The following is a 25,239-nucleotide window of genomic DNA, read 5'->3' as shown; positions in this document are numbered from 1 at the left end:
GGCCCCTGATTCCCAATCCTGGTGGGACGTACCGGTCAGCGCCACCTCGACGCTCGAATCGACCCAGACCGCCTACGCCACCTACCAGAAGTGGAAGAAAATCCAACGGCCGTTCCTGCGTCCGTCCAGCCAGTAGTCACCCGAAAACAGTCGACACATTTCGAGAGGAAAATCTTATGAGCGTTATTCGCGTTGGATCGGCACCCGATTCGTGGGGCGTTTGGTTCCCGGAGGACCCGCAGCAGACCCCGTACGGCCGGTTCCTCGACGAGGTCTCCGCATCGGGCTACGAGTGGATCGAGCTCGGCCCGTTCGGATACCTGCCGACCGATCCGAAGCAGCTGTCCGACGAGCTCGCGGCGCACAACCTGAAGCTATCGGCCGGAACCGTTTTCGAGCATCTGCACCAGGATGACGCCTGGGATGCGGTGTGGACCCAGATCGAAGACGTCGCGAAACTGACTGCGGCAGTCGGAGGAAAGCACGTCGTCGTCATTCCCGAGATGTGGCGTGACCCGTCCACCGGTGCGGTGCTCGAAGACCGCACGCTCACCACCGAGCAGTGGCGCAAGAAGACCGAGGGCATGAACGAACTCGGCAAGCGCATGTTCGAGCAGTACGGCGTCAAGGCTCAGTACCACCCGCATGCGGACAGTCACGTGGATACCGAGGAGAACGTGTACCGCTTCCTCGACGGCACGTCGAGCGAGTTCGTGAACCTGTGCCTGGACACCGGCCATATCAGCTACTGCGGCGGCGACAACATTGCCATCATCGAGCGGGCCCCTGAGCGCATCGGCTACTTGCACCTCAAGCAGGTGAACGAAGAAGTGCGCGCGAAGGTTGCAGCCGAGGATCTGCCGTTCGGCGAGGCATGCAAGCTCGGCGCGATGACCGAACCGCCGCTGGGGATTCCGGACATGCCGCCACTGCTGTCGACCATCGAACGGCTGGCGGATGCAGGCAAGCTCACTGCAGACATCTTCGCGATCGTCGAGCAGGACATGTACCCGTGCGAGCCGGACTACCCGCTGCCGATCGCACAGCGCACTCGAAAGTACCTGGGCTCCTGCGGGATCCCGTCCGTCCAATTCAGCTGATACCCGCAAGGAGACTTTCTTCATGACCAACGAACTGCGCATCGCCGTCCTCGGGGTCGGTATGATGGGCGCCGACCACGTCGCTCGCATCTCGTCGAAGATCGCCGGTGCACGCGTTGCCGTCGTCAACGACTACTTCACCGAAAAAGCCGAAGAGCTCGCCGCGTCCATCCCCGGTGCCCGGGTCGTCAACGACCCGATCGACGCCATCGCGGATCCCGAGGTCGATGCCGTATTGCTCGCGACCCCCGGGCCGACTCACGAGAAGCAGCTCCTCGCGTGTCTGGAGTACGGCAAGCCCGTCATGTGCGAGAAGCCGCTGACCACCGACGTCGAGACTTCCCTCGCCGTGGTGAAGGCGGAGGCCGAACTGGGCAAGAAGCTCATCCAGGTCGGATTCATGCGCCGCTTCGACAACGAGTACGCAGACCTGAAGGCTCTGATCGACTCCGGAGACATCGGTCGGCCGCTTGTCGTGCACTGCGCACATCGAAACCCGGCTGTGCCGCCGCACTTCGACAGCGCGATGATCGTCAAGGACTCGCTTGTGCACGAGGTCGACGTCACCCGCTTTCTGCTCGACGAGGAAATCACGACGGTACAGATCATCACACCCTCGGCCAACACGAATGCGCCCGCGGGACTGAAGGATCCACAGATCGCCATCTTCACGACCGAGACCGGTCGGCACGTCGACGCGGAGGTGTTCGTGACCACTGGCATCGCGTACTAAGTCAGGACGGAGGTCGTCGCCGAGCGTGGCAGCGCCATGATCGGTCTCGATGTGGGCCTGGTGCGCAAGTCCGCGCCCGGAACTTGGGGCGGCACGATCACGCCGTCGTTCAAGGAGCGCTTCGGACAGGCGTACGACACGGAAATTCAGCGGTGGGTCGACGCCGTCCGCACGGGTGCCGAGACGGGTAACTACGTCGACGGTCCCGGCGCCTGGGATGGGTATGCAGCAGCAGCTGTGTGCGAGGCCGGGGTGAAGTCGCTCGAGTCGGGTTCGCCCGTGGCCGTGGATATGGTCCCGCGTTCCTCGATCCCGGGCGCGTGAGCCACATGAAGCTTGCCCTCGATCCGACACCGTTCCATCACGATTACTCGTTGCTCGAATTGCCCGGTGTGGTGGCCGATCTCGGGTACGAGTGGCTGCAGTTGACGCCGCACGCAGACATGATCCCCTTCTTCAACCATCCGAAAGCCGACGACGACCTCGTCGCCAAGTTCAAGAAGGCATGTTCCGACGCCGGTGTCGGTATTGCATCGGTGCTTCCGGTGCTGCGGTGGTCCGGTCCCGACGAGGATGCGCGCGAGGCCGCAGTTCGGTACTGGAAGCGCGCGATTCAGATCACCGTCGACCTCGGAGTGTCGACCATGAACACAGAGTTCAGCGGGCGTCCTGAGAAGGCAGAGGAATCCGAGCGGGCGTTCTATCGGTCTATGGAAGAACTAGTTCCCATCATCGAGCGAGAAGGTCTCGATGTGCTGATCGATCCGCATCCCGACGACTTCGTCGAGGACGGTTTGGCGGCTGTTCGTACCATTCGCGGAATCAACTCGAAGAACATCGGCATGGTGATCGTGGCATGTCACCAGTTCCACATGGGCGGAGATCTCGACGCGATCATGGCTGCGGCGGGCGACATGGTGCGACTGGTGCACGTGGCCGACACGATGGATCACCACCGCTCGCACGGGCTTCGTTACATCACCAATCCTCCGGGCAACGCTGTACGCGTGCATCAGCACCTCAAGCTCGGTGACGGCGATGTCGATTGGGACCAGTTCTTCGGTGGACTCGGAAAACGCGGCTTCTACGACCGCGACACCGTCATGGTCTCGAGTGTGTTCGCAGAGAACGAAAACGCTCACGAGGTCTCTCGCTATCAGCTCGACACCATCCGGAAGTACGTCTCCAATTACGCCTGATTCTTGAATACATCAAGGGATACAACATGACTGACAATGCAATTGCACACTGGGTGGACGGGAAGCCGTTCGCCGGCACGTCCGACAAGACCGCTCCGGTCACCAACCCCGCTACCGGGCAGGTCACCGGCCAGGTAGCACTGGCCACCGTCGAGGATGCGCGCGCGGTCATCGACTCTGCGGCAGCCGCATTCCCGGCCTGGCGAGATACCTCGCTGGCCAAGCGAACCGCGATCATCTTCAAGTTCCGGGAATTGCTCAACGCCAAGAAGGGTGAGCTTGCGGAGATCATCACTGCCGAGCACGGAAAGGTTCTCTCCGATGCACTCGGCGAGATCAGCCGTGGCCAGGAGGTCGTCGAATTCGCCTGTGGCATTCCCCATCTGCTCAAAGGTGGCTTCACCGAGAACGCGTCGACGAAGGTCGACATCTACTCGATACGGCAGCCACTGGGACCCGTCGGCATCATCAGCCCGTTCAACTTCCCGGCAATGGTTCCGATGTGGTTCTTCCCCATCGCCATTGCTGCGGGCAACACCGTCGTTCTCAAGCCCAGCGAGAAGGATCCGACGGCGTCGCTGTGGATCGCCAAGCTCTGGGAAGAGGCCGGCCTGCCTCCCGGTGTCTTCAACGTGCTCCAGGGTGACAAGGTCTCCGTCGACGAGCTGCTGGAGAACAAGGCGATCAAGTCGATCAGCTTCGTAGGCTCCACCCCGATCGCACAGTACGTCTACTCCACTGGCACCGCGAACGGTAAGCGCGTCCAGGCTCTCGGTGGGGCCAAGAACCACGCGATCGTGCTGCCGGATGCCGATCTCGACCTCGCGGCCGACGCCATGGTCAACGCCGGCTTCGGCTCGGCAGGCGAGCGCTGCATGGCTATCTCCGCGCTGGTCGCCGTTGGAAACATCGCCGACGAATTGGTTGCAAAGATCGTCGAACGCACCACCCCACTGGTGACGGGCGACGGAACCAAGGGTGCCGACATGGGGCCGTTGGTCACCAAGGCGCACCGCGACAAGGTCGCTTCGTACGTCGATGCTGGTGAGGCCGACGGCGCGACCATCGTCGTCGACGGCCGCGGCGTGAAAGCCGACGGCGGGGAGAACGGTTTTTGGCTCGGCCCGACCCTGATCGATCATGTGAAGACGGACATGTCCATCTACACCGACGAGATCTTCGGTCCGGTGCTCTCGGTCGTGCGCGTCGACACCTACGAGGAAGCGCTCGAGCTGATCAACTCGAACCAGTACGGCAACGGCACCGCCATCTTCACCAACGACGGGGGAGCAGCGCGCAGATTCCAGAACGAGGTCGAGGTCGGCATGATCGGCATCAACGTCCCGATCCCGGTTCCGATGGCCTACTACAGCTTCGGCGGCTGGAAGAACAGCCTGTTCGGTGACACCCATGCCCACGGCATGGAAGGCGTGCACTTCTTCACCCGAGGCAAGGCCGTCACGAGCCGTTGGCTGGACCCGAGTCATGGCGGCATCGATCTCGGCTTCCCTGAGAACAACTGAGCCCCGAGAACAACTGAGCTCGGTATCGACCGACGAATCCCCCGTCCCGGCTTCGGCTGGGGCGGGGTTTTTGTATGCGGCGTTTTCTGATGCGGCGGAGTCGAATTCGATACATACAGCCGAAATACCCCATCGGCGTCATACGCCGACGGGGTCGTCGTGGTTGAGTGGTGCTGCGGGATCAGCTCGGCTGCACGCTCAGCACTGGGACCGGTGAGGTCATCAGCAGACGCTGAGTGACGCTGCCCAGCAAGGCTTTGCCCACCCGGCTGCGTCGCTTCAAACCGATGACCAGACGCGTCACGTCGGGGTGTGCATCGATTTCGTCGAGAACGGCGGTTGCCGGGTCCCGGTCGGCGCGGCCGGCCCTGTCGATGACGCGCACGGAGACTTTGCTGTCGAGTTCGCTGACGTCGAGTGCTCCGAGCGTCAGGTTCACCGCGATGAGGTCGGTGTTCGTACTGGCGGCCTCATCGGCTGCCATGCGGAGGGCGTGGCGTCCTTCTTCGTTGTCGGATACTGCTACCAGAATGGCCATGACGAATTCCTTCCGATGCTCCTACCGTTCACGAGTATTCGCGACGGAACCTTGCTTCGAGTCCTTCCAAGGTTTGTCCGCGGGTCTCGGGAACCTGCGTGACGATGAATACGAGAGCCAACAGACCCAGCCCGACGAAGATGAAGAATGTCGGTGCTATGCCCAATGCCGCTACCACAGGCGGAAAGGCGAGTGCTACTACAGCATTGGCGATCCACAGCATGAAGACACAGACGCCGATGGCGAAGCTGCGGATCTTGAGTGGGAAGATTTCGGCGAGCATGAGCCACACCAAGGGGCCGATCGTGCCCTGCATGCAGAAGACGAACAGGACGACGAAGACGAGGATGAAGTACGCCTTGGCGTCGCCGTCGGGAAGCAGTAACGCGGACAGGCCGACCAGCAGGTGGAAGAAGGTCGTCAACGAGAAGCCTGCGATGAGCATCGTCCGCCGGTTGACCTTGTTCATGATGAGCAGGCCGACAGTGATTCCGAGGACGCTGAACAGCCCGTTCAGGGTGTTGGCGATGATGGCCGCGCTCTCGGAGAATCCAGCGTCGCCCAACAACTGCGTGCCGTAGTACATCACTGAGTTGATACCCGTGAACTGTTGGAACACGCCGAGGCCGACGCCGATGAAGATCAACCGCCGAATCCAACGGACGGACAGGTCTGCTGCGCCGCCCGTCTGCGACAGTCTCTCTTCTTCGGCGAGGGGCGTGTACCTCGGCCATCTCGGCCTTGGCACGCTCGGGGGAGCGAACTTGGTTGAGCACGGCAAGCGCTTCGTCGTCGCGGTGCTGGAGCACCAGCCACCGTGGGCTCTCGGGCATGCGGAGCATGCCGACGAACAGCGCGATTGCGGGAAGTACGGCGACCAGAAGCATGTAGCGCCACACCGACTCGTGCTCTCCCCACACGTTGAAGATGATCGCGTTGATGACGAAAGCAGCGAATTGGCCGCCGACGATCATCACCTCGTTGCGGGTGACCAGTGATCCACGGCGCTCGTAGGGAGCGACCTCGGACAAGTAGACGGGCACGGTCGCGGACGCACCGCCCACCGCCAACCCGAGGACGAAGCGAAATACAGCGAGTACCTCCCACGACGGCGAGAGCACGCACCCGAGAGTGCCCAGGGCGAAAATGCCGGATAGCAGCAGAATGTTGTGGCGTCGGCCGTATTTGTCCGACAGTCGACCTCCGACCAAAGCGCCGATGGCAGCACCGAAAATTAGGATGCTGACGACCAGGCCTTCGGTGAACGCCGTCAGTCCGAGGTCCTCTTTGAGAGGTTCGAGCGCGCCATTGATCACCCCGGTGTCATAGCCGAAGAGCAATCCACCAAATGTCGCCACAACCGCGATGACGCCGAGTCTGCGCGAGTGCGTGCCTCGTGTATCCGGCGGGAGCGTGCTCACCGATTCCTGATCAGCTGAAGACACTCGAACCTCTTCCGTAGTTGAGTATGAGCCGCTTGGTCGATTGCAGACCTGCGATCTTGTATGTATGTCTTAACATATATACACCCGTTTGAGAAGTGGGTCACACATACGAGCTTGTCGGTCATCTACATCTGAGGCAACGCATTCGTGGTCCATGAGCCGATAACACGAGGCCGTAGGCATTCCTGCAAAACCTGCCAAAATTGAATCTGGTTTGGCGATCGTGCAAATGGAGAGCCCGGTACGCCGACAGTGATCATTCGCGCCACACTCAGGGTGGTTTCTGGCGAGCTTGATGCTTGCTCACCCTTGGACTCGTCCTTCAAGGGCCCGCTGCTGCGACGATCGTCAGGAGAGGGACTTCGCGTCATCTCGTTCGCTGGAATATCGATAGTGTTCGACCCAGCCAGTGCGCATCTCGGCCATTCCTGAAATGAGTAGTCGGGTGACGATGAGTCGTGGGCAACAGGCCCAGTTGCCGTCATCTTGACTGCTGGAACTGCCGGTTCACTCAGGGGATCGCAGATCGCATCATGGTTTTTCGGTTTCCTCGTCTTCGACGGTCTGCTGACGGTGGTGACAAGCTGGCTCTGTCGGATGCCGATGGCCTTCTTCTGAACCATTCCCGGGACCGTCAATGCAGGAAGGTGCTGCCGGGACTGGAGTGGTCCGACGTCATCGGCGCATACAGCGTCGCTGGCGTCGTGATTGTTGTGCTCGGCGCAACAGGTCTTATCACCCAAATCATTTCGTTGATTCCACATCGACTTGTGATGGGCCTTTCTTGGCGGGGGCCTTCCTCTCGTTCGGCACAGGCCTCGTCCGATCGGTTTCGTCGGACGTCGTCGTGGGCGGAGCTATGGTCGTCGCGTGGGTGGTAGCGACTCGAGCTCGTTGTCGCAGTAGTCCGTCCACTGAAAGAGGGCGCTACGCCTTTCACGGCCCGGATTCCGGCGGGAAATTAATTAGTGCACGAACTATTCGTGTAGACTTTATTTATGCACCCAGCGATCGTCGACCCGCTCGCGCTCGACAGGCAAGTGTGTTTTGCGCTGGCAGTAACCAACCGAGCAGTCCTTGCGGTGTACAGGCCGCTTCTCGAGCCGATGGGACTCACGCACCCGCAATACCTGGTAATGCTTGCGCTATGGGAACAGTCACCCAGGTCGGTCAAGAACATCGGCTCGGCACTTACGCTCGACTCTCCAACTCTGTCGCCGTTGTTGAAACGGCTGGAAGCCAGCGGATTGCTGGAGCGAACTCGAAGCGTGTCGGATGAACGTCAACTCGACATCGCATTGACCGAACGTGGTGCCGCACTTCGAAAGGAAGCCGAGAAAATACCGGCTGCCGTCGTCGCGAGGCTTGGTGTCGACCTTTCGGTCTTAGAAGAACTTCGCGCCGTCCTGACCCGCGTGAACAACGCTGCACTCGATGCCAAAGAAACTGGAGCACAGATATGAGCCCGCAGGAGCCGAGAACTCGACCCGGTGTTACGCAATGGCTCGGTTATGTGATCCTGGGTCGGACGCTACCAACCTCGATGCAGGGTTGGGTCCGTAACGATCTGGTGGGCACAGGGGCTGTGTGGCGGCACATGTTGCGGTCCCTTCTGCCCTTCACCCCCATCTTTATTGCATTTCTTGTGCTGTTTCCAGGCGCGTTGTGGTTGAGGGGAGCAATGGTACTTCTGAGCGTCTTACTCGCGCTCTTCTACACCGCAGCGTTCATGGAGCTCAATAGCGCGCGCAGACTCGAACTTCACGGACTGCCGAAGGACCTGCAAAGCGATCGGAAGCGATCGCAAACCGACGCGCAGCGCGCCCGTTACAGGCAGTTACACCCGCACCGGTGATGAGCCGAGGGGCCGTGCAGCCGTAATTCGAACTAAGGCCCGAGATTGCGAATATAGTTGCAACGCAGTGGCAATGGTTCGTTGGTTCGTGGGATCCAGTTCTTCCGAACTCGGCGGGCGAGGCCACAACCCGGGAGCCGCTGTTGCGTCCCTATTGTCTTTCGACGCGGATGTCGCTGCGCTACGTCGTACCGCGTCGGCTGTCGGTAGCCTGGTCCTAACGGCGGGTGGTTGCACGGGGGAGCTGTTATCACCAGCGCCGCCGTCGGCGACATGAATGTGCGTGGAACTCGCCCGGTGCATCCCGTGAGACCCACGTCGCCGCGGACGACGATGTGCGGCCGCCCCGCCAGTGTTGCCGCGTGGCTGCAACAGTTCCTGGGACTCTCCCGGGGCGTCCTTCACTCGGTATCGCAGGACGTGACCTCCGTTCGTACCGCGAGTAACTTCGCGGATCGGCCGGCCTGGGGGAGGCTTACCGAGTTAGCACACTCCGCCGGTGATTAAACGTCTTCGATCCGTTCAGGAGGCGAGTGTGCGTTCGAGAGCTGGGGACGAGTGGGTCGTCGTGGTCGTTTCGGTGGAGGCAGCGAGTGTGGTCGTCGGCGCTGGGCGACGAATGCGACGAGGAACATGAATGTGGGCGGTGCGACGAGCGCGGGATGACCGAGCGCTTTGGCTGCGTCGATGTCGATGTGTTCTGGGTGGAAGTTCTGCGTGGGCCGTCTTGCGTCTATAGCGCTGCGGCAGTGGTGCTTCGGGGCCGGGTTGTGAGGGGCCTTTGCCGATGGAGTGGCATGTGAATGGGTGTGAAATCGCTGCGCAGATGTCGATCAGGACGTAGTCTCCACTGTGGGGGTGGCACAGTCGAGCAGTTGGCTGCGGGGTCGTCGCTGCCATTGCAAGGAGATAACGCTGTGAACACACTCGAGCCATTTTTCGACGATGTACAGGCGCACTACGACTTGTCCGATGAGTTCTTCCGTCTGTTTCTCGACCCGAGTCAGACCTACAGTTGCGCGTATTTCGAGCGCGAGGACATGACTCTCGAGGAAGCTCAGTACGCCAAAATCGAGTTGTCGCTGTCCAAGTGTGATCTGAAGCCCGGTATGCGGTTGCTGGATGTGGGGTGCGGCTGGGGGGCGACGATGCGCCGTGCCGTCGAGTTGTACGACGTCGATGTGGTGGGTTTGACGCTGAGCCGCCACCAGCACGAGCATGTGCAGTCGACGCTCGATGCCCTCGACACCACTAGGAAAACGGAAGTTCGGTTGCAAGGCTGGGAGGAGTTCGACGAGCCCGTCGATCGTATTGTCAGCATCGGGGCGTTCGAGCACTTTCGGTCCGAGCGTTACGACGCCTTTTTTGCCAAAGCGTTCGATGTGCTCCCTGTCGATGGACGGATGATGCTGCACACCATCGTTCAGCTCGGGCACGACATGTTTCGCCAGAAGTCGCGGGTGACCCGCGCCGACGTGGACTTCGCGAACTTCATCGGAGAAGAGATTTTTCCGGGGGGCGAGTTGCCGCTATCACCGGTCATTGTCGATCGTGCCGAGAACGCCGGGTTTTCCATCGCCCACATTCAGCCGTTGCAACCGCATTACGCGCGGACGCTCGATCTGTGGACCGAGGCACTCCGGGAACGCCGGGACGAGGCGATCGCGATTGCCGGTGACCCAATGTACGAGAGGTACATGCGTTATCTGCCGGGCTGCGCGGACTTCTTTCGGCGGGGCCTGATCGATGTTCGCCAGTTCACCATGATCAAAGAGCCCAGCTGACCCAGTTCATGGTCTCGTCAGCACAAGATGCTACGTAGACACTCGGGCGCCTGGGGCGCCCCAGGCGTCACGGAGATTGACGAGGCGCGTTGGTCGCCCCAACCCAACTAGCTACTGCCAATGTTTGCGCAAGGGCACCGGGGGTATAGAGCTTCAACTGTCGCAAGATCGGGTGCGCGATCTGCCCTGCTGCTCTGTGAAAGGAATCTACATGGCGCACCTGACGTTGTGTCGATCGTCCCTCATACACGGGTCGAATTCCCTGCCGGACGCCGTACCCGAGGAAACGTCGGCCTCTACCGTCGTGGTTGCTCGACTCGACTCGTCTTCCTCGGAAGCCGCGCATTCTGCGGCTGCGGTTTACGCGCGTATGACCGCGGCCAGGCACAAGGAGTCGTTGTCGGCGGATGCAGTCTCGACGGTGACGATGGGTTCGGTGATCGATCGGGCAATGGCAGGTTTGCCGACCTGGATGGCGTATAGCGATGGTCGCCGTGTACTCCTACCGACGGGGCGCTGGCTCGGCGGATACTTCGCAACAGCGGTGGACCGACTCGGCGATCTGCATTTGCTCCGCTCGTGCACCGGCCCCACCCTCGACATCGGTTGTGGCCCAGGCAGACTGAGCGCTGCCCTCTCCGCGCGAAAAGTGTGCGCTCTCGGGATCGACACAAGTCCTGCAGCGGTGTCTACGACCCGCGGCCGTGGAACAGCTGCCGCGCTCTGTGATGTCTTCGGATCCGTTCCCGCTGCCGGCCTGTGGTCGCACGCCCTCCTCGCAGACGGAAACATCGGCATCGGCGGCGACCCGTTGGCGCTGCTGTTTCGAGTGCGCACGCTGTTGGCGGACGGGGCGACAATCGTGGTCGAAGTCGACGCCGAGTCGGGACGAGGTCTCGAATGTGACGCAGTACGGTGGGAAACCGACACTGCGGCCAGCCCTTGGTTCGCGTGGGCTCAGATCGATGCTCCCGCACTGACTGCGGCGGCCATCGCCGCGAACATGGACATCGTTGGCGTCACCGAATACGGTGGGCGCATGTTCATGCACTTGTTCTGCCGCTGAACGCCTTTCGTGCTTCCATCCGATGGCATCGCCGGCTGTCGTTGCACGACTTCGAAACTTTCGAGTCCGGCACCGGGTCTCTCAGCACGCTCGCGCAGCGTGTTGGCCCGGGAACCCAGTTGTACGCCTACCGTAGAGGCGACAACCGGGCATATGGATCGTCAGAACTTTTCGGCGAGCGACAGCACCGCTGCGGCCACCGATCCCGCTTCCTCGACGGTCCGCCGTTGCCGGGTCGCACCGTTACCGCGCATCAGTGTTCGGCTCATGCCGAGCTTGGCTACGCTGTGGTCACCGGCCGCATCCAGCGCGGGGGCAATGTGCTCCATCAAAGCACTAGTGGCGGCGTCGACGGAGGCGAGTCGACCGGTGACAGGATGCACCAGCGCGTTCGTGAGCCCATCACGTGCAGCTCGCCAATACGCCCACCGCAGCGCATGCTCGGCGACCTCGGGCGCTCGGGTCCCGGCATCGATGTCCCGGACCGCGGTCATCACCAACGCGCGAACGATCACCGCTAGCAAAGCAGTGTCCTCGACGGTGGCCGGAACATCACTGATCCTGATCTCGACAGTGGGAAACCTCATCGCCGGGCGCACATCCCAATAGACCATGGCGTCGTCGAGGATCGCTCCGATATCACGCATCTGGTCGACGGTCTGGTCGTAGTGCGTCTCCGAGGTCAACAAGGGCGGTGGCCCGGCGCTCGGCCACCGCGACCACAACACCGATCGCCAGCTCGCATACCCGGTGTCCACACCGTCGTAAAACGCCGAATTCGCTGTCAACGCAAGCAATATCGGCAACCAAGGGCGCAGATGGTTGCCAACGGCGATGGCGGTGGCGCGGTCCGAGACCTCGACGTGCACGTGCGCCCCGCACACCCCTTGCTCGGCGGCGAGGATGCCATACTCGGCAGCGATCCGTCGATATCGAGTGGTGTCGGTGATCGCTCCGGTGCCGGGAAGCAGTGGCGGAACACCTGCGGCCACGATCCGACCGCCCTCACCGGCTGCCGCCGCGGCGAGAACCCTTCGCGAGGACCGAAGAATTTCGACAAGGTCGACAGCCGTGTGCAAGACCGGTGTCGCGGTCTCGATCTGACACGGAGTCAACTCCATTTGCACCGTCAACCCCACGTCCTGCGTCCGGGCGGCGACAGCAGTGTTGATCATCGCCGGGATCGCAGTAACTGCATCGATGAGAAGCAATTCCTCCTCGACACCGAACGTCGGCACCTGCCACTCGCCCATGATGCATCCCCGATCACCCTCGACGTTCTCGGCGCCGTTGTCGTCGGCGCGCACTGTTCTTCACTTCATCACGGGCCTGGAGAACAATACAATCCGCCATCTTATCCGCCTGGCGACAACTGTGGTGAACATGTCAGAGCGTTGCTCGCATACAACTGCGGGAGGGTCTGTTGCGCTGCCGACAGCCTCGGATCCAGAGCCAGTCGTCGCCGCGATCGATCTCATACTGAACGGTGTACGAAGCGCCGAATACTGACGGGTGCGACGTAGCCCGCGGTTGGCTGGTCCCCGCTCAACGATGCGGGACCCACACAGTCCTCATGGTGGCGAGGTCACATGGTTTGGGCATCCTTGGTGGATCGAGAGCGGACGTAGTTGACCGCAATCGGGAGGATCGAGAGTGCAACGATGCCGATGAGAATGACCTCGATGTGGCTGCGGACGAATGGGATCCCGCCGAGCAGGTACCCCAGCACGGGTACGACGACACCCCAGGCGATACCGCCGATGATGTTGTAGGTGAGAAACGTTCGGTACTTCATGCCGGATGCTCCAGCCATGACGGGTGCGATTGTTCGGACAACCGGGACGAATCTGGCGAGAACTACTGTGCGAGCGCCGTATTTGTCGAAGAACTCGTGTGCACGCGCGAGCTGCGCCGGACCGAGACGTTTTGCCCCCGGCCTCTCGAATATTGCTGGTCCGGCGGCCCGGCCGATCAGGTACCCGCATTGATCACCCAGCACGGCAGCAACAGGCACCGAGAGCAGGATGGCCCACAACGGCACGAACGGTTCGGCCTGGGCGACGAGCACTCCCGCGGTGAAGAGGAGGGAGTCACCGGGAAGAAAAAACCCTACGAGCAGACCTGTTTCGAGGAACACTGCACCCAGCAAGCCGAGTAAACCCAACGTTGCGACGAGGGTGTTCGGATCGAGTAGTCCTCCGGTCAGAGCGGATGTCATATGGTGACCTTTCTTGTGGAGGGCGCGGAAAAGTTTCGCTGTTCGACAACCCTGGTGTCGAGTAGGCGCAGCGCACAGGCGCCGAGGGTCACCATGAGCGCTGCGAGCAGAGCCCCGCCGCAGACGTCGGTGAACCAGTGGACACCGAGATACAGGCGGGTGACCGCGACCAGAGTTGCCACAGCGAGCGCCCCGACGACCATCGACACCCGGACGCGGGTCGATCGACGTGCGCCCAGGACGAGGGCGAGCAGCATCATCAGGGTGGCTGTCCCGGTCACGTGCCCGGACGGGAATGAGTAGTCGGTCTCGAGCATCAGCTGCAGTGGCAGAGGCGGACGGCTGCGCCCGACGGCAAACTTGAGCACGGTACACAGAATCGAGGCAGCGGCAACGGTCGCCAGCATGATCACGGCGGGCCCGTATCGCTTGGTGCGCCATACGAGCGCCACGGCGGCCAGTACGCCCACGGCTGCGGTTTCGGGTGGGCCTCCGGCTGTGGTGATGGCAATGGCGAGTTCGTTCAGTGTCGAATTACGGTGTGAGACGAACCACTGAGTGATCGGATCGTCTGCCCCGACGAGCCAACCGTCGCTGCGGACGGCGACGGCGAGAACGGCGAGAGCGAGGGCGAAACCCACTGCTACGACAATCGTTCCGCCGGCGCGATCATCGCGTCGCCTACGCAGTACTGCACCGAGTACAACGAGACCGACGGCTGTTGCCAGCGTTACCAGTTCGACATCGGCGGTGGCGGCTTCGGTGAGAACTTCGGTGACCGTCGAGTGAACGGTGGACAACGATGATGAATGGATCACGATAGTCAGTGTGAAGAATTGCTCCTGAAGAATGGCTGAAAGCGTATCGCCGGTCACACCGGAGATCTGATGTACTCATGGCATCCAACGCACACACGGATGGAGTCGTCGATGCGGGTACTGGTAGTCGAGGACGAGACCCGTCTGGCCGAGATGGTGCGACGCGGTCTGGTGGCCGAAGGTTTCACCGTCGAGGTCGAACACGATGGTGACAACGGTTTCTGCAGCGCTGTGTCCGGGGATTTCGATGTACTCGTGCTCGACATCATGTTGCCGGGTAAGCATGGCTATGACATCGTGCGTGATCTGCGAGCGCAGGGCGTCTGGACGCCGATCCTGATGTTGTCAGCGAAGGACGGCGAATACGACCTAGCAGATGCCTTCGATCTCGGGGCTGACGATTATCTGGTCAAGCCGTTTTCGTTCGTCGTGCTGGTGGCTCGTTTGCGTGCATTGGTCAGGCGCGGGGCTCCCGAGCGCCCGGCTGTGCTGACTACGGGGGATTTAGCACTAGACCCCGCGCGGCATCGCGTCACCCGCCGGAACGTCGAACTATCGCTCACGCCCCGCGAATACAGTGTGCTGGAGTTTTTGATGCGCCGCAGTGGGACCGTGGTGACCAAATCCGAGATTGTGCGATCGGTGTGGGATGCGAACTACGACGGCGATGAGAACATCGTCGAGGTCTATATCGGATACCTACGCAAGAAGGTGGATCAGCCGTTCGGGTGCAAGAGTATCGAAACGATACGGGGGGTCGGGTACCGTCTCGCTGTCGGCGGGACTGACTGAACAGCTCTCGCCACGCGGCGTTTCAGTCGGTCATGGTGGGCCCCTCGTACCGCTGAATATTCACGCACGCTGCTACCGTTGGCTGCCGCCAGGAGAACACACGCGGTTCGTTTTCTTGCATCATATCGAGCGGAGGCCGATGTCCGACTGTTCCGACCAAGCCCAAGCCGGTGTGTTCACGACGATGCTCCGCGCCGAGATCACCGCAGTGTCGTCGCGGGTCGAGGAGTCGGAACGACTCTCGCAGACGGCGTGGGAAACCGGTCACGCGTCGACGCGACTGTGGCACCGCGAGGAGGCTCTACTCCAACGAGCACTCCTGTACGAGCTCCACCGACAGCTCGATGCGCTCAACCGAAGGTTTCCCAGTACCGCGGTCGTGTCACAGCCGTCGTAGTCGAAGACATGCTGAAGATGTGGGCGCGCTCGTGCCGTTCGACAAGCAGACTGTGTCTGTGCGTTCTTTCTTTGATCTACTCCGGCCACTGGCGTGGACCGTCCGGGTCCGTTCAGCGGTTGCGGCTACCCTCGTGGTCGCCGTCTGCTTGATCGTTGCCGGCGGCGCATTGCTGGGCGTGTTGTACAACTTGCTTGAATCCTCGGCCAGATCTGCCGCGGTCGCCCGCTCGGTACAAGTCGCCGAACAGCTCGAGGCATCGACGCCGTCGCAGGTGGACGATTCGTTGTTGGCGACCGACGGCCAGATCGGGATCGTCCAGGTCATCGATAGCGCAGGGGGAGTAATCGTCGAGTCCCACGGAGACGGCAGCGAGCCGCTTTCGACCCGTCCGGTGGCTGCGCCGGGGATCGAGGACCTCGGACGCATAGAGCGTGGCGAGACCGGTGACTTCTGGGTTACGGGTCACGGAGCGACGTCACCGGCCGGTTCGGTGACAGTGCTTGTCGGGGCCGACCGCGAGCCGGTGGAAGACGTTGTGAAAAAGGTCGCTGTCCTGCTGGCACTGGTCGGTCCGGGCGTAGTCGCGTTCGTCGCTTTCGCTACGTACAGACTGGTCGGTGCGGCGCTCAATCCTGTCGAACGAATCAGGACCCGCGTGGCCGCAATCACCAACAGTCAACTGGACGAACATATCCCAGTGCCAGAGGCACGCGATGAGATCGCCCGACTCGCTGTGACAATGAACGAGATGTTGGAACGCCTGCATGCAGGACAGCGCGCCCAGCAGCGATTCGTCAGCGATGCATCACACGAACTCCGCAGTCCTTTGTCGACCATCACTGCCGCCCTCGAACTGGCGGCAACGCGGCCGGAGTTGCTCGACGTGGAATTGATCGACGAATCGCTTTTACCCGAAGCGGGTCGAATGCGCCGGCTCATCGAAGACCTTCTCCTGCTTGCACGCTCGGACGAAAAACAATTGGGGGCAAGCAAGGTCGATGTCGATATCGACGACCTGCTGTACGAGGAAGGTAAACGTATCGAGTCCATCTCGCATCTGGTGGCGGCGACCTCGATCGTCCCGATCCGAGTGACCGGCGACCGCGACGCGCTCGCGCGGATGGTGCGCAATATCGTTGACAATGCAATTCGGCACGCACAGACTCGCGTGGAATTGAACTGCTACGAAGTGGACAAATCAGCGGTGATCATCGTCGACGATGATGGCCCTGGCATCCCAGATGCGGAGCGGGAGAGAGTATTCGACCGCTTTGTTCGACTCGACACCTCACGCACACGCGGCGAGGGCGGCGCCGGACTCGGGCTGGCCATCGTCGCCGGAATCGTCGCGACCCACCACGGCACGGTGACCATCGCGTCCTCGCCGCTCGGTGGAGCCCGTATCGACATCAGAGTTCCCCGCCCCGGGGCGGCGTAGAGGGTGCGCACAGACCTCGCTGTGTAATCCAACCATTACTGCCGGTCTTTGCAGCGGGCTGTGTCACCGAATTCGGAGAGAGCGGTGTCGCTGTTGACCCGAGCGGTTACCTTCGAGCCGAACTGACGCAGTACAGCAGGGGAGGGGACTTCTGCTACTCGAGAAGCCGGTATCCCATCCCTGTTTCGGTGATGAGGTGGCGGGGGCGCGCTGGATCGATTTCCAATTTGCGACGCAGCTGCGACAGGTAGATTCGCAGATAGTTCGATCCGCGATCGTGGCCTGGGCCCCACACGGTTCTCAGTAGTTCTTTTTGCCCGACGAGTTTGCCGGCGTTACGAGCGAGCATTTCGAGGACGCCCCACTCCGTTCGCGTCAGGTGGACGTGCTGTCCGTCGCGGATCACGGTCTTGGAGGCCAGGTCGATTGTGAAGGTAGCCGTAACTACTGTCGGGTCCCCGGTTTCGGACGCGGTTGCTCGGCGCCGCACTGCCACTCGCAGGCGTGCCAAGAATTCGTCCATACCGAAGGGTTTGGTGATGTAGTCGTCAGCGCCGGCATCGAGTGCCTCGATTTTGTCGCTGCTGTCGGTGCGTGCGGAGAGCACGATTACGGGAATTGCGCTCCAACCTCTCACCCCTGCCAAGACATCGAGGCCGCCGAGATCTGGAAGTCCGAGATCGAGGACGACGACGTCGGGACGTTCGGACGAGATCGCCCGGAGTGCTGCGGAACCGGTGTCAGCGGTGATGACGTCGTAACCGCGCGCCGTGAGGTTGATGCGCAATGCCCGCACGATTTGTGGTTCGTCGTCGACGACGAGTACTCGGGTCTTGATGCTCTCAGTCATGTGCAGATATTGTTTCGTGTCGACGATTCGGAGCAGATTTCGGTGTCGGCTTCGGGTTGTTTGTCACAGCGCGCCCGGAGAGTAGTTCGACTGTCATGGTCACTCCGCCGCCTGCGGTTTCCGATACGCTCACCGATCCACCCATAGCTTCGACGAACCCGCGTACAACCGACAGTCCGAGCCCGACGCCGGTGGTGTTGTCAGTGTCGCCGAGTCGTTGAAACGCTTCGAATACCGCCTCTTCCGTTCCTCTCGCAATTCCTGGGCCGTTGTCCGCAACGGTGATCACCACACGATCGCCTGCCTCCGCGGCCCCGATGCGGACCGGCGCCCCTGGTGCGTGGTGCACGGCGTTGTCGATCAGATTGGCGATCGCACGTTCGAGCAATCCCGCGTCCGCTGCCGCAGTCACTTCGCCTACATCGATCACGACTCGTTCGCTCTCCCGCGTCGTTTCGGTGAGGGCTGCGTGCACGATATCTTCGACATAGACCATTGTCAGGCTGGGCCTGATGACTCCTGCGGCCAGTCTCGACGAGTCGAGCAGGTTCTCGACCAGTCTGGTCAGATGATCGGTGGATTCTTCGATGGTCGCGAGAAGCTCGGCGGTGTCCTCTGGCGAGAAGTCGACGTCGGTGCTGCGCAAGCTCGATACCGATGCTTTGACTGCCGCAAGGGGAGTGCGGAGGTCGTGACCCACCGCGGACAGCAACGCCCGTCGAAGTCGGTCGGTTTCGGCGATACCGGTTGCGGCGCTCGCTTCCCGTGCCAGCTCGGTTTGGCGGATCAACCCCATCGCTTGATTTGCGACAGCGCTCAGGACTCGGCGGTCGTGTGCTGCTGTCTTCGTTCCTGACAGCAACAGCGTGAACGAACTATCGGGGGTATCGACAGCAGTATCTGCGGCGTCGGGTCCAGCGGGCGGATCGTCTCCGACGGATTCGACGATGATGCCGGCGCCTCGGACAATCGACACCGCTCGTTGTGAGTATGTTTCACGTACACGCTCCAGCAATGATCGAATGTCGCCGCCGCGCAGCACTGTTCCAGCGAAAAGGGTCAACAATTCTGCTTCACGAGATGCGCGGCGTGCTTCGCGTGCTCGACGGGCGGCAGCATCCACTAGAACCGCGACAGCGACCGCCATGATGAGCAGTACCACCGTAGTGACGAAATTGTCGGGTTGGGCGATGGTAAAGCTGTATCGCGGTTCGGCGAAGAAATAGTTCAGTAGCAAACCGGCGATCAAGGCCGACAGGGCGGCGGGCGCGACGCCTCCGAGGAGCGCCACAGCAAGTACGACAATGAAAAATAAGGCGCTTTCACCGCCGAGGTCGAGGTACGGATCCACGAGCATCATTGCGAGTGCGGACATTATGGGTACGACGACCGCAGCGGTCCAGGACAGGATGCGTCGGTGCGTGGGGTCCGGTGATATCAGCCGACGGATCCGCCACCCGCGGCTCACTTCGTCGTGCGTAACCATGTGGACGTCGATTTTTCCGGAGTTCTGTATGACGGCGGCGCCGATGCCCTCGTCCATGATGCGGGCCCACCGGGATCGCCTGGATGTCCCGATGACCAACTGAGTTGCGTTGGCGCCGCGCGCAAAGTCGAGCAGAGTGGTAGGAACGTCGTCACCGACAACGCTGTGCATGCTCGCCCCGAGGTTCGTTGCAAGTATGCGCACTTTGCCCATCTGCGGAGCAGAAACGCCGGAGAGACCGTCGCCCCGGATGATGTGCAACACCATCAATTCCGCGCTCGACTTCGACGCGATCCGGCTGGCCCTGCGGAGCAAGGTTTCCGATTCGGGTCCACCAGTGACCGCAACGACGACGCGCTCGCGGGCTTCCCACGTGTCCGTGATGTGGTGGTTGCTGCGGTATTTGACCAATGCCGCGTCGACCTGGTCGGCAATCCACAACAGCGACAGCTCACGCAAAGCGGTGAGGTTTCCCTGGCGGAAATAGTTGCTCAGTGCTGCATCGACCTTTTCGGGTGCATAGATATTTCCGTGAGAGAGTCTGCGCCGCAATGCCTCCGGTGCGACATCGACCAACTCGATTTGTTCGGCCGCGCGTACGAAAGAGTCGGGGACGGTTTCGCGTTGGGGGACGCCGGTGATCTGTTCGACGACGTCGTTGAGGCTTTCCAGGTGTTGCACGTTCAGGGTCGAGACCACATCGATGCCGGCAGCCAGAATGGCATCGACGTCCTGCCACCGTTTCTCGTGGGTGCTACCGGGGGTGTTGGTGTGGGCGAGTTCGTCTATCAGTACCAGCCTCGGATTCCGCTCGATGATCGCTGGCACGTCCAGTTCCCCGGCTGTCGATCCGCGGTAGTGAATGATGCGCGGCGGGATCATTTCGATGCCGTCGAGCAGTTCGGCTGTGCGGGCGCGGCCGTGGGTTTCCACCACGCCCGCGACGACATCGCAGCCCCGTTTTTGCCTACGGTGTGCTTCACCGAGCATCGCGAAAGTCTTCCCGACACCTGGCGCCGCACCAAGGTAGATCCGCAGAGCACCGCCGCTACGCTTGGCGTCCCCGCATCCGATCGTGCTCGTGCTCATCGGCTGGCCACCCGGTTTCTTGTTCTCGTGAACTTCATTCACATTCCGCGTCTCAGTTGGTACTGCACCCGGGAACAGTCAAACCAAGTGCAAGATTGAGTTCCGGGACGTTCACCGCCTCGTTGCCCAGGAATCCTAATTGCCGTCCCTCGGTGTGTTCGGTGACCAATACAGAAATTGCGTCCTCGCTCATACCGTTCTCCTCGGCCACTCGGGCTACTTGAATGCGCGCATAGGCCGGGCTGATGTGCGGATCGATACCGGACCCGGACCCGGTCACCGCATCGACCGGAACATCAACGGGGTCGACTCCCTCGCGCTCGGCGATCACCGAACGTCGTTCTTCCACGAATGCCGCCAGTGCGTCGCTGCTGGGGCCTTGATTGGACGGGAGCGCTGCCGCTGGGTCTCCTGGGGCGAAGGCGTCCTCGTCGGCGATCGAACCGGTGACTCGGGAGTGGAAGAAGGGATCGGGTAGCCCGGCGGCAACCTGCGGATCGACTCCGATCAGACTACTTCCCACAACGCATCCGTTCCCATCGCGCAGCGGCGAACCCTCGGCGGAGCTGGATCCGATGCGGCTCACCGCCCAGACTGCTGCCGGGTACCCAATACCCACAACTACCGTCAGCGCCAGCAGAACGGACATACCTGCCACGATCTGGCCGAAAAATCTTTGCAAGAACCGCATCTCAACCTATCCCTGGGATGAAACGAACAACGAGGTCGATGAGCCAGATACCGATGAATGGCGTGATCACGCCGCCCACCCCGTACAAGAGCAGATTGCGGCGCAACAGAGTCGACGCATTCGACGGGACATAGCGAACGCCTTTGAGTGCCAATGGAATCAGGCCAATTATCACCAGTGCATTGAAAATAACCGCGGACAGGATCGCCGACTGCGCTGTCGCGAGGCGCATGATGTTGAGCGAATCCAATTGTGGATACACGACGCTGAACATTGCAGGCAGAATCGCGAAATATTTTGCGAGGTCGTTTGCCAACGAGAACGTCGTCAGAGCGCCGCGGGTGATCAGCAATTGCTTGCCGATCTCGACCACCTCGATCAGCTTCGTCGGGTCCGAATCCAGGTCGACCATGTTGCCCGCCTCCTTGGCCGCGGAGGTACCGGTGTTCATCGCGACCCCGACGTCTGCCTGGGCCAGAGCCGGCGCGTCATTGGTGCCGTCACCTGTCATCGCGACGAGACGTCCGCCTTCCTGCTCCCGTCGGATAAGTGCAAGCTTGTCCTCCGGAGTCGCTTCTGCGAGGAAGTCGTCGACCCCGGCCTCATCGGCTATCGCTCTGGCAGTGAGCGGGTTGTCGCCGGTGACCATGACGGTCCGGATACCCATAGCGCGCAATTGTGCGAAGCGTTCGGCGATGTGAGGTTTGACGACGTCGGAGAGCTCGACGACACCCAGCGCGCGCGCAGAACCGCCCTCGGGCGAAGTGGCGACGACGAGCGGTGTCCCACCCTTCTGGGCGATGCTCTGCGTTATCTGGTCGACATTCGAATCGGTGGCCGGGCCGCCGTTACTGCGGACCCAGGCCAAAACGGAGTCTGATGCGCCCTTCCGGATCTGGGTGCCCTCGAGATCGATTCCACTCATTCGCGTGTGCGCGGTGAAGGCGATGAAGTAGCCGGTCTTCTCGATGTCCGTGGCGTGTAGTGGCAACGAATAGTCCAGAGAGCACAGATCGACGATGCTTCGGCCCTCCGGCGTGCCGTCGGCCAACGACGAAAGGCGGGCAGCCGCAGCGAGTTCGCCTGCGTCGACGCCGGGGGCGGGATGCAGTTCAGTTGCACGGCGATTGCCGAACGTGATCGTTCCGGTTTTGTCCATCAACAGGGTGTCGATGTCGCCGGCTGCCTCGACGGCACGCCCAGACATCGCCAACACGTTGCGTTGCACCAACCTGTCCATGCCGGCGATACCGATCGCCGACAACAACGCACCGATGGTCGTGGGAATCAAACACACCAGCAGTGCAATCAATTTGATCGGATCCTGCGCTTGGCCGCCGTACGCGCCCATCGGTCCGATCGCAACGACGGCAAGAAGAAAGACGATCGTCAACGATGCCAGTAGAATGTTCAACGCGATCTCGTTCGGCGTCTTCTGCCGAGAGGCGCCTTCGACGAGTGCGATCATCCGATCTACGAACGTCTGGCCCTGCGCCGCGGTTATGCGAACGACGATTTCGTCGGAGAGCACCCCGGTGCCGCCGGTCACCGCTGACCGGTCTCCTCCTGATTCCCGTACCACCGGGGCAGATTCTCCGGTGATCGCTGATTCGTCGACCGTGGCGATACCCTCGATCACATCGCCGTCGCCGGGGATGATTTCGCCGGCCGAGACCACGACTTCGTCACCGACCCGCAGTTCGGTGCCGGGAACCTCCTCGATTACACCGCTTCGGGTGCGGCGGCGTGCGACGGTGTCGCGTTTGACTGCACGCAGACTCGCGGCCTGTGCCTTGCCCCGGCCCTCGGCTACCGATTCGGCGAGGTTCGCGAACAGCAGCGTGAACCACAACCAGGCTGATACGAGCCACGAGAACACCGACGGTTCGAACACGGCGAGCACGGTGGTGACGAACGATCCGATCAACACTACGAACATGACCGGGTTTCGGGCCAGGTGCCGCGGGTCGAGCTTGGCGAACGCAGACGGAAGTGAGGTCCACATCTGCCGGGGACTGAAATAACCAGCCTGCACCGGTGATGGGGAGTCGGCGACGTCGGCTTCGTCGACGAGTCGAGATGATGTGACGGTCATTGCAATGCCTCTGCGATCGGGCCCAATGCCAGGGCCGGGAAGAAGGTCAGTGCCGCAACAAGAACGGCAGTACCGAGTACTAGAGCGGTAAACAACGGACCGGTGGTCGGGAGGGTGCCGGGGTTCGGTGCAGTACGTTTCGATGTCGCAAGTGAACCGGCCAATGCCAGGACGAAGATGATCGGCAGAACTCGGCCCGCCAGCATGGCGATCCCGAGCGAGGTCTGGAACCAATCGCTGGTGACAGTCAAGCCTGCAAACGCGCTGCCGTTATTGTTCGCAGCGGAGGCGTAGGCGTACAACACCTCGGTGAAACCATGTATCGATCCCGGCGTTCCTGGGTCACCAGAGTTGCCTTGATATCCGGCCGTGGACGAAAGGATCACCGTGATCGACGTACCCACCAACACCAGGGCCGGCATGACAAGAACTGACAGGGCCGCAAGCGTGATTTGGCGCTGACCGATTTTTTTGCCGAGATATTCAGGAGTGCGTCCCACGAGCAGGCCACCGACGAACACCGCGATGATTGCTAGCACGAGCAAGCCGTAGAGGCCGGTTCCGACCCCGCCCGGCGCGATTTCACCGAACAGCATGTTCAGCAGAACAGCGCCGCCACCGAGCGGTGACATACTGTCGTGCGCGGAATTCACTGCGCCGGTCGAGGTTCCGGTTGTAGCAACCGCGAACAGGGTCGACCCGGGAATCCCGAAGCGGACTTCTTTACCTTCCATCATCGACCCAGCCGCCTGAGCTGCGACACCGCGCGCGCCGGATTCGGCAGCGGCTGTAACCGCCAGCAAGGCAGCGAACAGACCTGACATGACGGCCAGCAATGTCAAACCTTGTCGGCGGTCACCGACCATCGTTCCGAACGTGCGAGTCAGAGCGACCGGTATCAACAGAATGGCAAAGATCTCCACAATGTTCGACAGCGGCGTCGGGTTCTCGAACGGGTGAGCGGAGTTCGCCGCGAGTATGCCTCCTCCGTTCGTTCCGAGCTCCTTGATTGCTTCCTGCGACGCAACCGGCGCCAGCGCGTTCGTTACCGTCGCCCCGTCCAGCCCGGTCGATTCGAATCCTGCACTGAAGGACTGGACAACGCCTTGTGTCAAGAGCGCCAACGCCATGATCGACGCCAGGGGGAGCAGAATGCGTAACACTCCTCGGACCAGATCTACCCAAAAATTTCCGATCTCACCTCCGACCCGAACCCGCACGAATCCGCGAACGACAGCGATCGCGACAGCGAGACCGACTGCCGCAGAAACAAAGTTCTGCACAGCGAGACCGAGCGGCTGGGTCAAATTCGACATCGTCGTCTCGGGAACATACGACTGCCAGTTCGTATTTGTCGCAAACGAAATAGCGGTATTGAACGCGATGGACGGGCTCACCCCCGACAGGCCCCCGTTGAGGGGGAGTACACCTTGAATGCGTTGCAGCACATACAGAAATATCACACTTGCTGCGGAGAATCCGAGGACTGACAATGCGTAGGCGACCCAGGTCTGTTGGGAGCGCGGCTCGATACGGCACAATCGGTAGATCCAGGATTCGACCCGCAGGTCGGCCCACACCGGTGTGGTACCAGTACCAGTATTGGTGCTGATCGTTCCCCTGTCGGTACCGCGCATCGTCGACGCCCGGCCGCCCCCGGCGTGGGCGTAGTGGCCTTGGTCTCGATCGGTGGTGTCGTCGGTAGCGAAAACCTTGGCCATGTAGTCGCCCAGCGGAACATAAGCGATCGCCAGGGCAAGCACTACGACGGCAATCTGAAGTCCGGCAGCCAGAGCAGCGTTCATATGAGTCAGAACCTCTCCGGATCAAGCAGAGCGACGAACAGGTAGAGCGCCGTCAACACAGCAATGCCCACCAGGACGACGCTGGCGAATCCGTCGACTGTCACTTCGTCTTCGCCTTCGAGGTAGTAGTACTCGACAACGTCCGCAGAATCAGTGCGCACACACCGAATCCTGTGACGATGGCGGCGAGATAACCCAGATCAGCCATTGAAGATCGTGCCTCTTCGAGATAGTGGTTCAGCGCAGATACGCGCTGGTCGGCTCGCATATCGCTCGCCGGTCACAGATATGTCTACGCCCGGAAAGTCTCGCCA

At 61.5% G+C, this 25,239-nt stretch carries 21 protein-coding genes and 2 pseudogenes; 11 read left to right on the top strand and 12 right to left on the bottom strand.

The genetic code is table 11. The features are described 5' to 3' along the window. Nucleotides 1–176 precede the first annotated feature (176 nt). The 4 genes and pseudogenes from QMK17_RS12935 to QMK17_RS12920 all read left to right on the top strand — a co-directional run bounded on the left by QMK17_RS12935 (nucleotide 177) and on the right by QMK17_RS12920 (nucleotide 4,555). Nucleotides 177–1,100, top strand: a complete 924-nt coding sequence (locus tag QMK17_RS12935; RefSeq protein ID WP_283509601.1) for a sugar phosphate isomerase/epimerase family protein — start codon at nucleotides 177–179, stop codon at nucleotides 1,098–1,100. A gap of 22 nt (nucleotides 1,101–1,122) precedes the next feature. Then, nucleotides 1,123–2,157, top strand: a pseudogene (locus QMK17_RS12930) (Gfo/Idh/MocA family protein). A gap of 5 nt (nucleotides 2,158–2,162) precedes the next feature. Further along, nucleotides 2,163–3,032, top strand: coding sequence for a sugar phosphate isomerase/epimerase family protein (locus QMK17_RS12925; protein WP_283509599.1), 870 nt, complete (start codon nucleotides 2,163–2,165; stop codon nucleotides 3,030–3,032). Between the two features lie 26 nt (nucleotides 3,033–3,058). Then, on the top strand, nucleotides 3,059–4,555 hold the full coding sequence (locus QMK17_RS12920; protein ID WP_283509597.1) for a CoA-acylating methylmalonate-semialdehyde dehydrogenase: 1,497 nt from the start codon (nucleotides 3,059–3,061) through the stop codon (nucleotides 4,553–4,555). A 181-nt stretch (nucleotides 4,556–4,736) separates the two neighbouring features. Here the strand turns inward: QMK17_RS12920 and QMK17_RS12915 are convergent, their stop codons facing one another. Beyond that, nucleotides 4,737–5,093, bottom strand: coding sequence for a universal stress protein (locus tag QMK17_RS12915; protein WP_283509594.1), 357 nt, complete (start codon nucleotides 5,091–5,093; stop codon nucleotides 4,737–4,739). Nucleotides 5,094–5,121: 28 nt separating this feature from the next. Then, nucleotides 5,122–6,538 (bottom strand): annotated as a pseudogene (locus QMK17_RS12910) (sugar porter family MFS transporter). A gap of 998 nt (nucleotides 6,539–7,536) precedes the next feature. Between QMK17_RS12910 and QMK17_RS12905 the strand changes: the two are divergent. Continuing rightward, on the top strand, nucleotides 7,537–8,001 hold the full coding sequence (locus QMK17_RS12905; RefSeq protein WP_283509593.1) for a MarR family winged helix-turn-helix transcriptional regulator: 465 nt from the start codon (nucleotides 7,537–7,539) through the stop codon (nucleotides 7,999–8,001). Beyond that, nucleotides 7,998–8,393: a DUF5313 family protein gene (locus QMK17_RS12900; RefSeq protein WP_283509592.1), complete on the top strand. Its 396-nt coding sequence runs from the start codon at nucleotides 7,998–8,000 to the stop codon at nucleotides 8,391–8,393. Before QMK17_RS12905 ends, QMK17_RS12900 begins: the two co-directional genes overlap by 4 nt. Before the next feature lie 503 nt (nucleotides 8,394–8,896). On the opposite strand, the gene QMK17_RS12895 is transcribed toward QMK17_RS12900, so the two are convergent. Beyond that, nucleotides 8,897–9,130, bottom strand: coding sequence for an FAS1-like dehydratase domain-containing protein (locus QMK17_RS12895; RefSeq protein ID WP_283509644.1), 234 nt, complete (start codon nucleotides 9,128–9,130; stop codon nucleotides 8,897–8,899). A gap of 180 nt (nucleotides 9,131–9,310) precedes the next feature. Between QMK17_RS12895 and QMK17_RS12890 the strand changes: the two genes are divergently transcribed. Both QMK17_RS12890 and QMK17_RS12885 read left to right on the top strand, forming a co-directional pair. Continuing rightward, nucleotides 9,311–10,177 (top strand): cyclopropane mycolic acid synthase family methyltransferase, encoded by an 867-nt coding sequence (locus QMK17_RS12890; protein ID WP_283509591.1) that lies wholly within the window; start codon nucleotides 9,311–9,313, stop codon nucleotides 10,175–10,177. 211 nt (nucleotides 10,178–10,388) lie between these two features. Then, nucleotides 10,389–11,243, top strand: a complete 855-nt coding sequence (locus QMK17_RS12885) for a class I SAM-dependent methyltransferase (protein ID WP_283509590.1) — start codon at nucleotides 10,389–10,391, stop codon at nucleotides 11,241–11,243. A 161-nt stretch (nucleotides 11,244–11,404) separates the two neighbouring features. On the opposite strand, the gene QMK17_RS12880 is transcribed toward QMK17_RS12885, so the two are convergent. From QMK17_RS12880 to QMK17_RS12870, 3 genes are all read right to left on the bottom strand, one after another. After that, nucleotides 11,405–12,550, bottom strand: coding sequence for a carboxylate-amine ligase (locus QMK17_RS12880; RefSeq protein WP_283509588.1), 1,146 nt, complete (start codon nucleotides 12,548–12,550; stop codon nucleotides 11,405–11,407). A 278-nt stretch (nucleotides 12,551–12,828) separates the two neighbouring features. Further along, entirely contained in the window at nucleotides 12,829–13,461 is a 633-nt protein-coding gene (locus tag QMK17_RS12875) for a DedA family protein (protein ID WP_283509587.1), read from the bottom strand. Continuing rightward, a complete protein-coding gene (locus QMK17_RS12870; RefSeq protein WP_283509586.1) occupies nucleotides 13,458–14,279 on the bottom strand; it encodes a phosphatase PAP2 family protein in 822 nt (273 codons plus the stop codon). Before QMK17_RS12870 ends, QMK17_RS12875 begins: the two co-directional genes overlap by 4 nt. 111 nt (nucleotides 14,280–14,390) lie before the next feature. On the opposite strand from QMK17_RS12870, the gene QMK17_RS12865 reads away from it, so the two are divergent. The 3 genes from QMK17_RS12865 (at nucleotide 14,391) to QMK17_RS12855 (ending at nucleotide 16,909) form a co-directional block, all read left to right on the top strand. Then, nucleotides 14,391–15,071, top strand: a complete 681-nt coding sequence (locus QMK17_RS12865) for a response regulator transcription factor (RefSeq protein WP_283509585.1) — start codon at nucleotides 14,391–14,393, stop codon at nucleotides 15,069–15,071. Between the two features lie 139 nt (nucleotides 15,072–15,210). After that, nucleotides 15,211–15,468: a hypothetical protein gene (locus QMK17_RS12860; RefSeq protein WP_283509583.1), complete on the top strand. Its 258-nt coding sequence runs from the start codon at nucleotides 15,211–15,213 to the stop codon at nucleotides 15,466–15,468. A 58-nt stretch (nucleotides 15,469–15,526) separates the two neighbouring features. Next, entirely contained in the window at nucleotides 15,527–16,909 is a 1,383-nt protein-coding gene (locus QMK17_RS12855) for a sensor histidine kinase (RefSeq protein WP_283509581.1), read from the top strand. 154 nt (nucleotides 16,910–17,063) lie between these two features. On the opposite strand, the gene QMK17_RS12850 is transcribed toward QMK17_RS12855, so the two are convergent. The 6 genes from QMK17_RS12850 to QMK17_RS26380 are packed head-to-tail and all read right to left on the bottom strand — an operon-like array spanning nucleotide 17,064 to nucleotide 25,086. Further along, on the bottom strand, nucleotides 17,064–17,759 hold the full coding sequence (locus tag QMK17_RS12850) for a response regulator (protein WP_283509579.1): 696 nt from the start codon (nucleotides 17,757–17,759) through the stop codon (nucleotides 17,064–17,066). After that, complete coding sequence (locus QMK17_RS12845; RefSeq protein WP_283509577.1) at nucleotides 17,752–20,334, bottom strand: sensor histidine kinase; 2,583 nt, start codon at nucleotides 20,332–20,334, stop codon at nucleotides 17,752–17,754. The genes QMK17_RS12850 and QMK17_RS12845 overlap by 8 nt, the downstream gene beginning before the upstream one ends. 52 nt (nucleotides 20,335–20,386) lie before the next feature. Continuing rightward, nucleotides 20,387–21,025, bottom strand: a complete 639-nt coding sequence (locus QMK17_RS12840) for a potassium-transporting ATPase subunit C (RefSeq protein ID WP_283509576.1) — start codon at nucleotides 21,023–21,025, stop codon at nucleotides 20,387–20,389. Nucleotide 21,026: 1 nt separating this feature from the next. After that, nucleotides 21,027–23,120: a potassium-transporting ATPase subunit KdpB gene (kdpB, locus tag QMK17_RS12835; RefSeq protein ID WP_283509575.1), complete on the bottom strand. Its 2,094-nt coding sequence runs from the start codon at nucleotides 23,118–23,120 to the stop codon at nucleotides 21,027–21,029. Further along, nucleotides 23,117–24,925 carry a potassium-transporting ATPase subunit KdpA gene (kdpA, locus tag QMK17_RS12830; protein WP_283509574.1) on the bottom strand — a complete coding sequence of 603 codons (1,809 nt, stop codon included), beginning with the start codon at nucleotides 24,923–24,925 and terminating at the stop codon, nucleotides 23,117–23,119. The genes kdpB and kdpA overlap by 4 nt, the downstream gene beginning before the upstream one ends. A gap of 5 nt (nucleotides 24,926–24,930) precedes the next feature. Then, nucleotides 24,931–25,086, bottom strand: a complete 156-nt coding sequence (locus QMK17_RS26380) for a potassium-transporting ATPase subunit F (RefSeq protein WP_336620147.1) — start codon at nucleotides 25,084–25,086, stop codon at nucleotides 24,931–24,933. Nucleotides 25,087–25,239 lie beyond the last annotated feature (153 nt).

The sequence above is a fragment of the Rhodococcus sp. G-MC3 genome, assembly GCF_030063335.1.
Lineage (GTDB): Bacteria > Actinomycetota > Actinomycetes > Mycobacteriales > Mycobacteriaceae > Rhodococcoides.
This window is presented reverse-complemented; position numbering and strand designations above follow the sequence as displayed.

Bases quoted from the DNA above. Each gene is read 5' to 3' on its own strand.
- QMK17_RS12935 (WP_283509601.1), top strand. From the start codon at position 177: ATGAGCGTTATTCGCGTTGGATCGGCACCCGATTCGTGGGGCGTTTGG.
- QMK17_RS12925 (WP_283509599.1), top strand. From the start codon at position 2,163: ATGAAGCTTGCCCTCGATCCGACACCGTTCCATCACGATTACTCGTTG.
- QMK17_RS12920 (WP_283509597.1), top strand. From the start codon at position 3,059: ATGACTGACAATGCAATTGCACACTGGGTGGACGGGAAGCCGTTCGCC.
- QMK17_RS12915 (WP_283509594.1), bottom strand. From the start codon at position 5,093: ATGGCCATTCTGGTAGCAGTATCCGACAACGAAGAAGGACGCCACGCC.
- QMK17_RS12905 (WP_283509593.1), top strand. From the start codon at position 7,537: ATGCACCCAGCGATCGTCGACCCGCTCGCGCTCGACAGGCAAGTGTGT.
- QMK17_RS12900 (WP_283509592.1), top strand. From the start codon at position 7,998: ATGAGCCCGCAGGAGCCGAGAACTCGACCCGGTGTTACGCAATGGCTC.
- QMK17_RS12885 (WP_283509590.1), top strand. From the start codon at position 10,389: ATGGCGCACCTGACGTTGTGTCGATCGTCCCTCATACACGGGTCGAAT.
- QMK17_RS12875 (WP_283509587.1), bottom strand. From the start codon at position 13,461: ATGACATCCGCTCTGACCGGAGGACTACTCGATCCGAACACCCTCGTC.
- QMK17_RS12865 (WP_283509585.1), top strand. From the start codon at position 14,391: ATGCGGGTACTGGTAGTCGAGGACGAGACCCGTCTGGCCGAGATGGTG.
- QMK17_RS12860 (WP_283509583.1), top strand. From the start codon at position 15,211: ATGTCCGACTGTTCCGACCAAGCCCAAGCCGGTGTGTTCACGACGATG.
- QMK17_RS12850 (WP_283509579.1), bottom strand. From the start codon at position 17,759: ATGACTGAGAGCATCAAGACCCGAGTACTCGTCGTCGACGACGAACCA.
- QMK17_RS12845 (WP_283509577.1), bottom strand. From the start codon at position 20,334: ATGAGCACGAGCACGATCGGATGCGGGGACGCCAAGCGTAGCGGCGGT.
- QMK17_RS12840 (WP_283509576.1), bottom strand. From the start codon at position 21,025: ATGCGGTTCTTGCAAAGATTTTTCGGCCAGATCGTGGCAGGTATGTCC.
- kdpB (WP_283509575.1), bottom strand. From the start codon at position 23,120: ATGACCGTCACATCATCTCGACTCGTCGACGAAGCCGACGTCGCCGAC.
- kdpA (WP_283509574.1), bottom strand. From the start codon at position 24,925: ATGAACGCTGCTCTGGCTGCCGGACTTCAGATTGCCGTCGTAGTGCTT.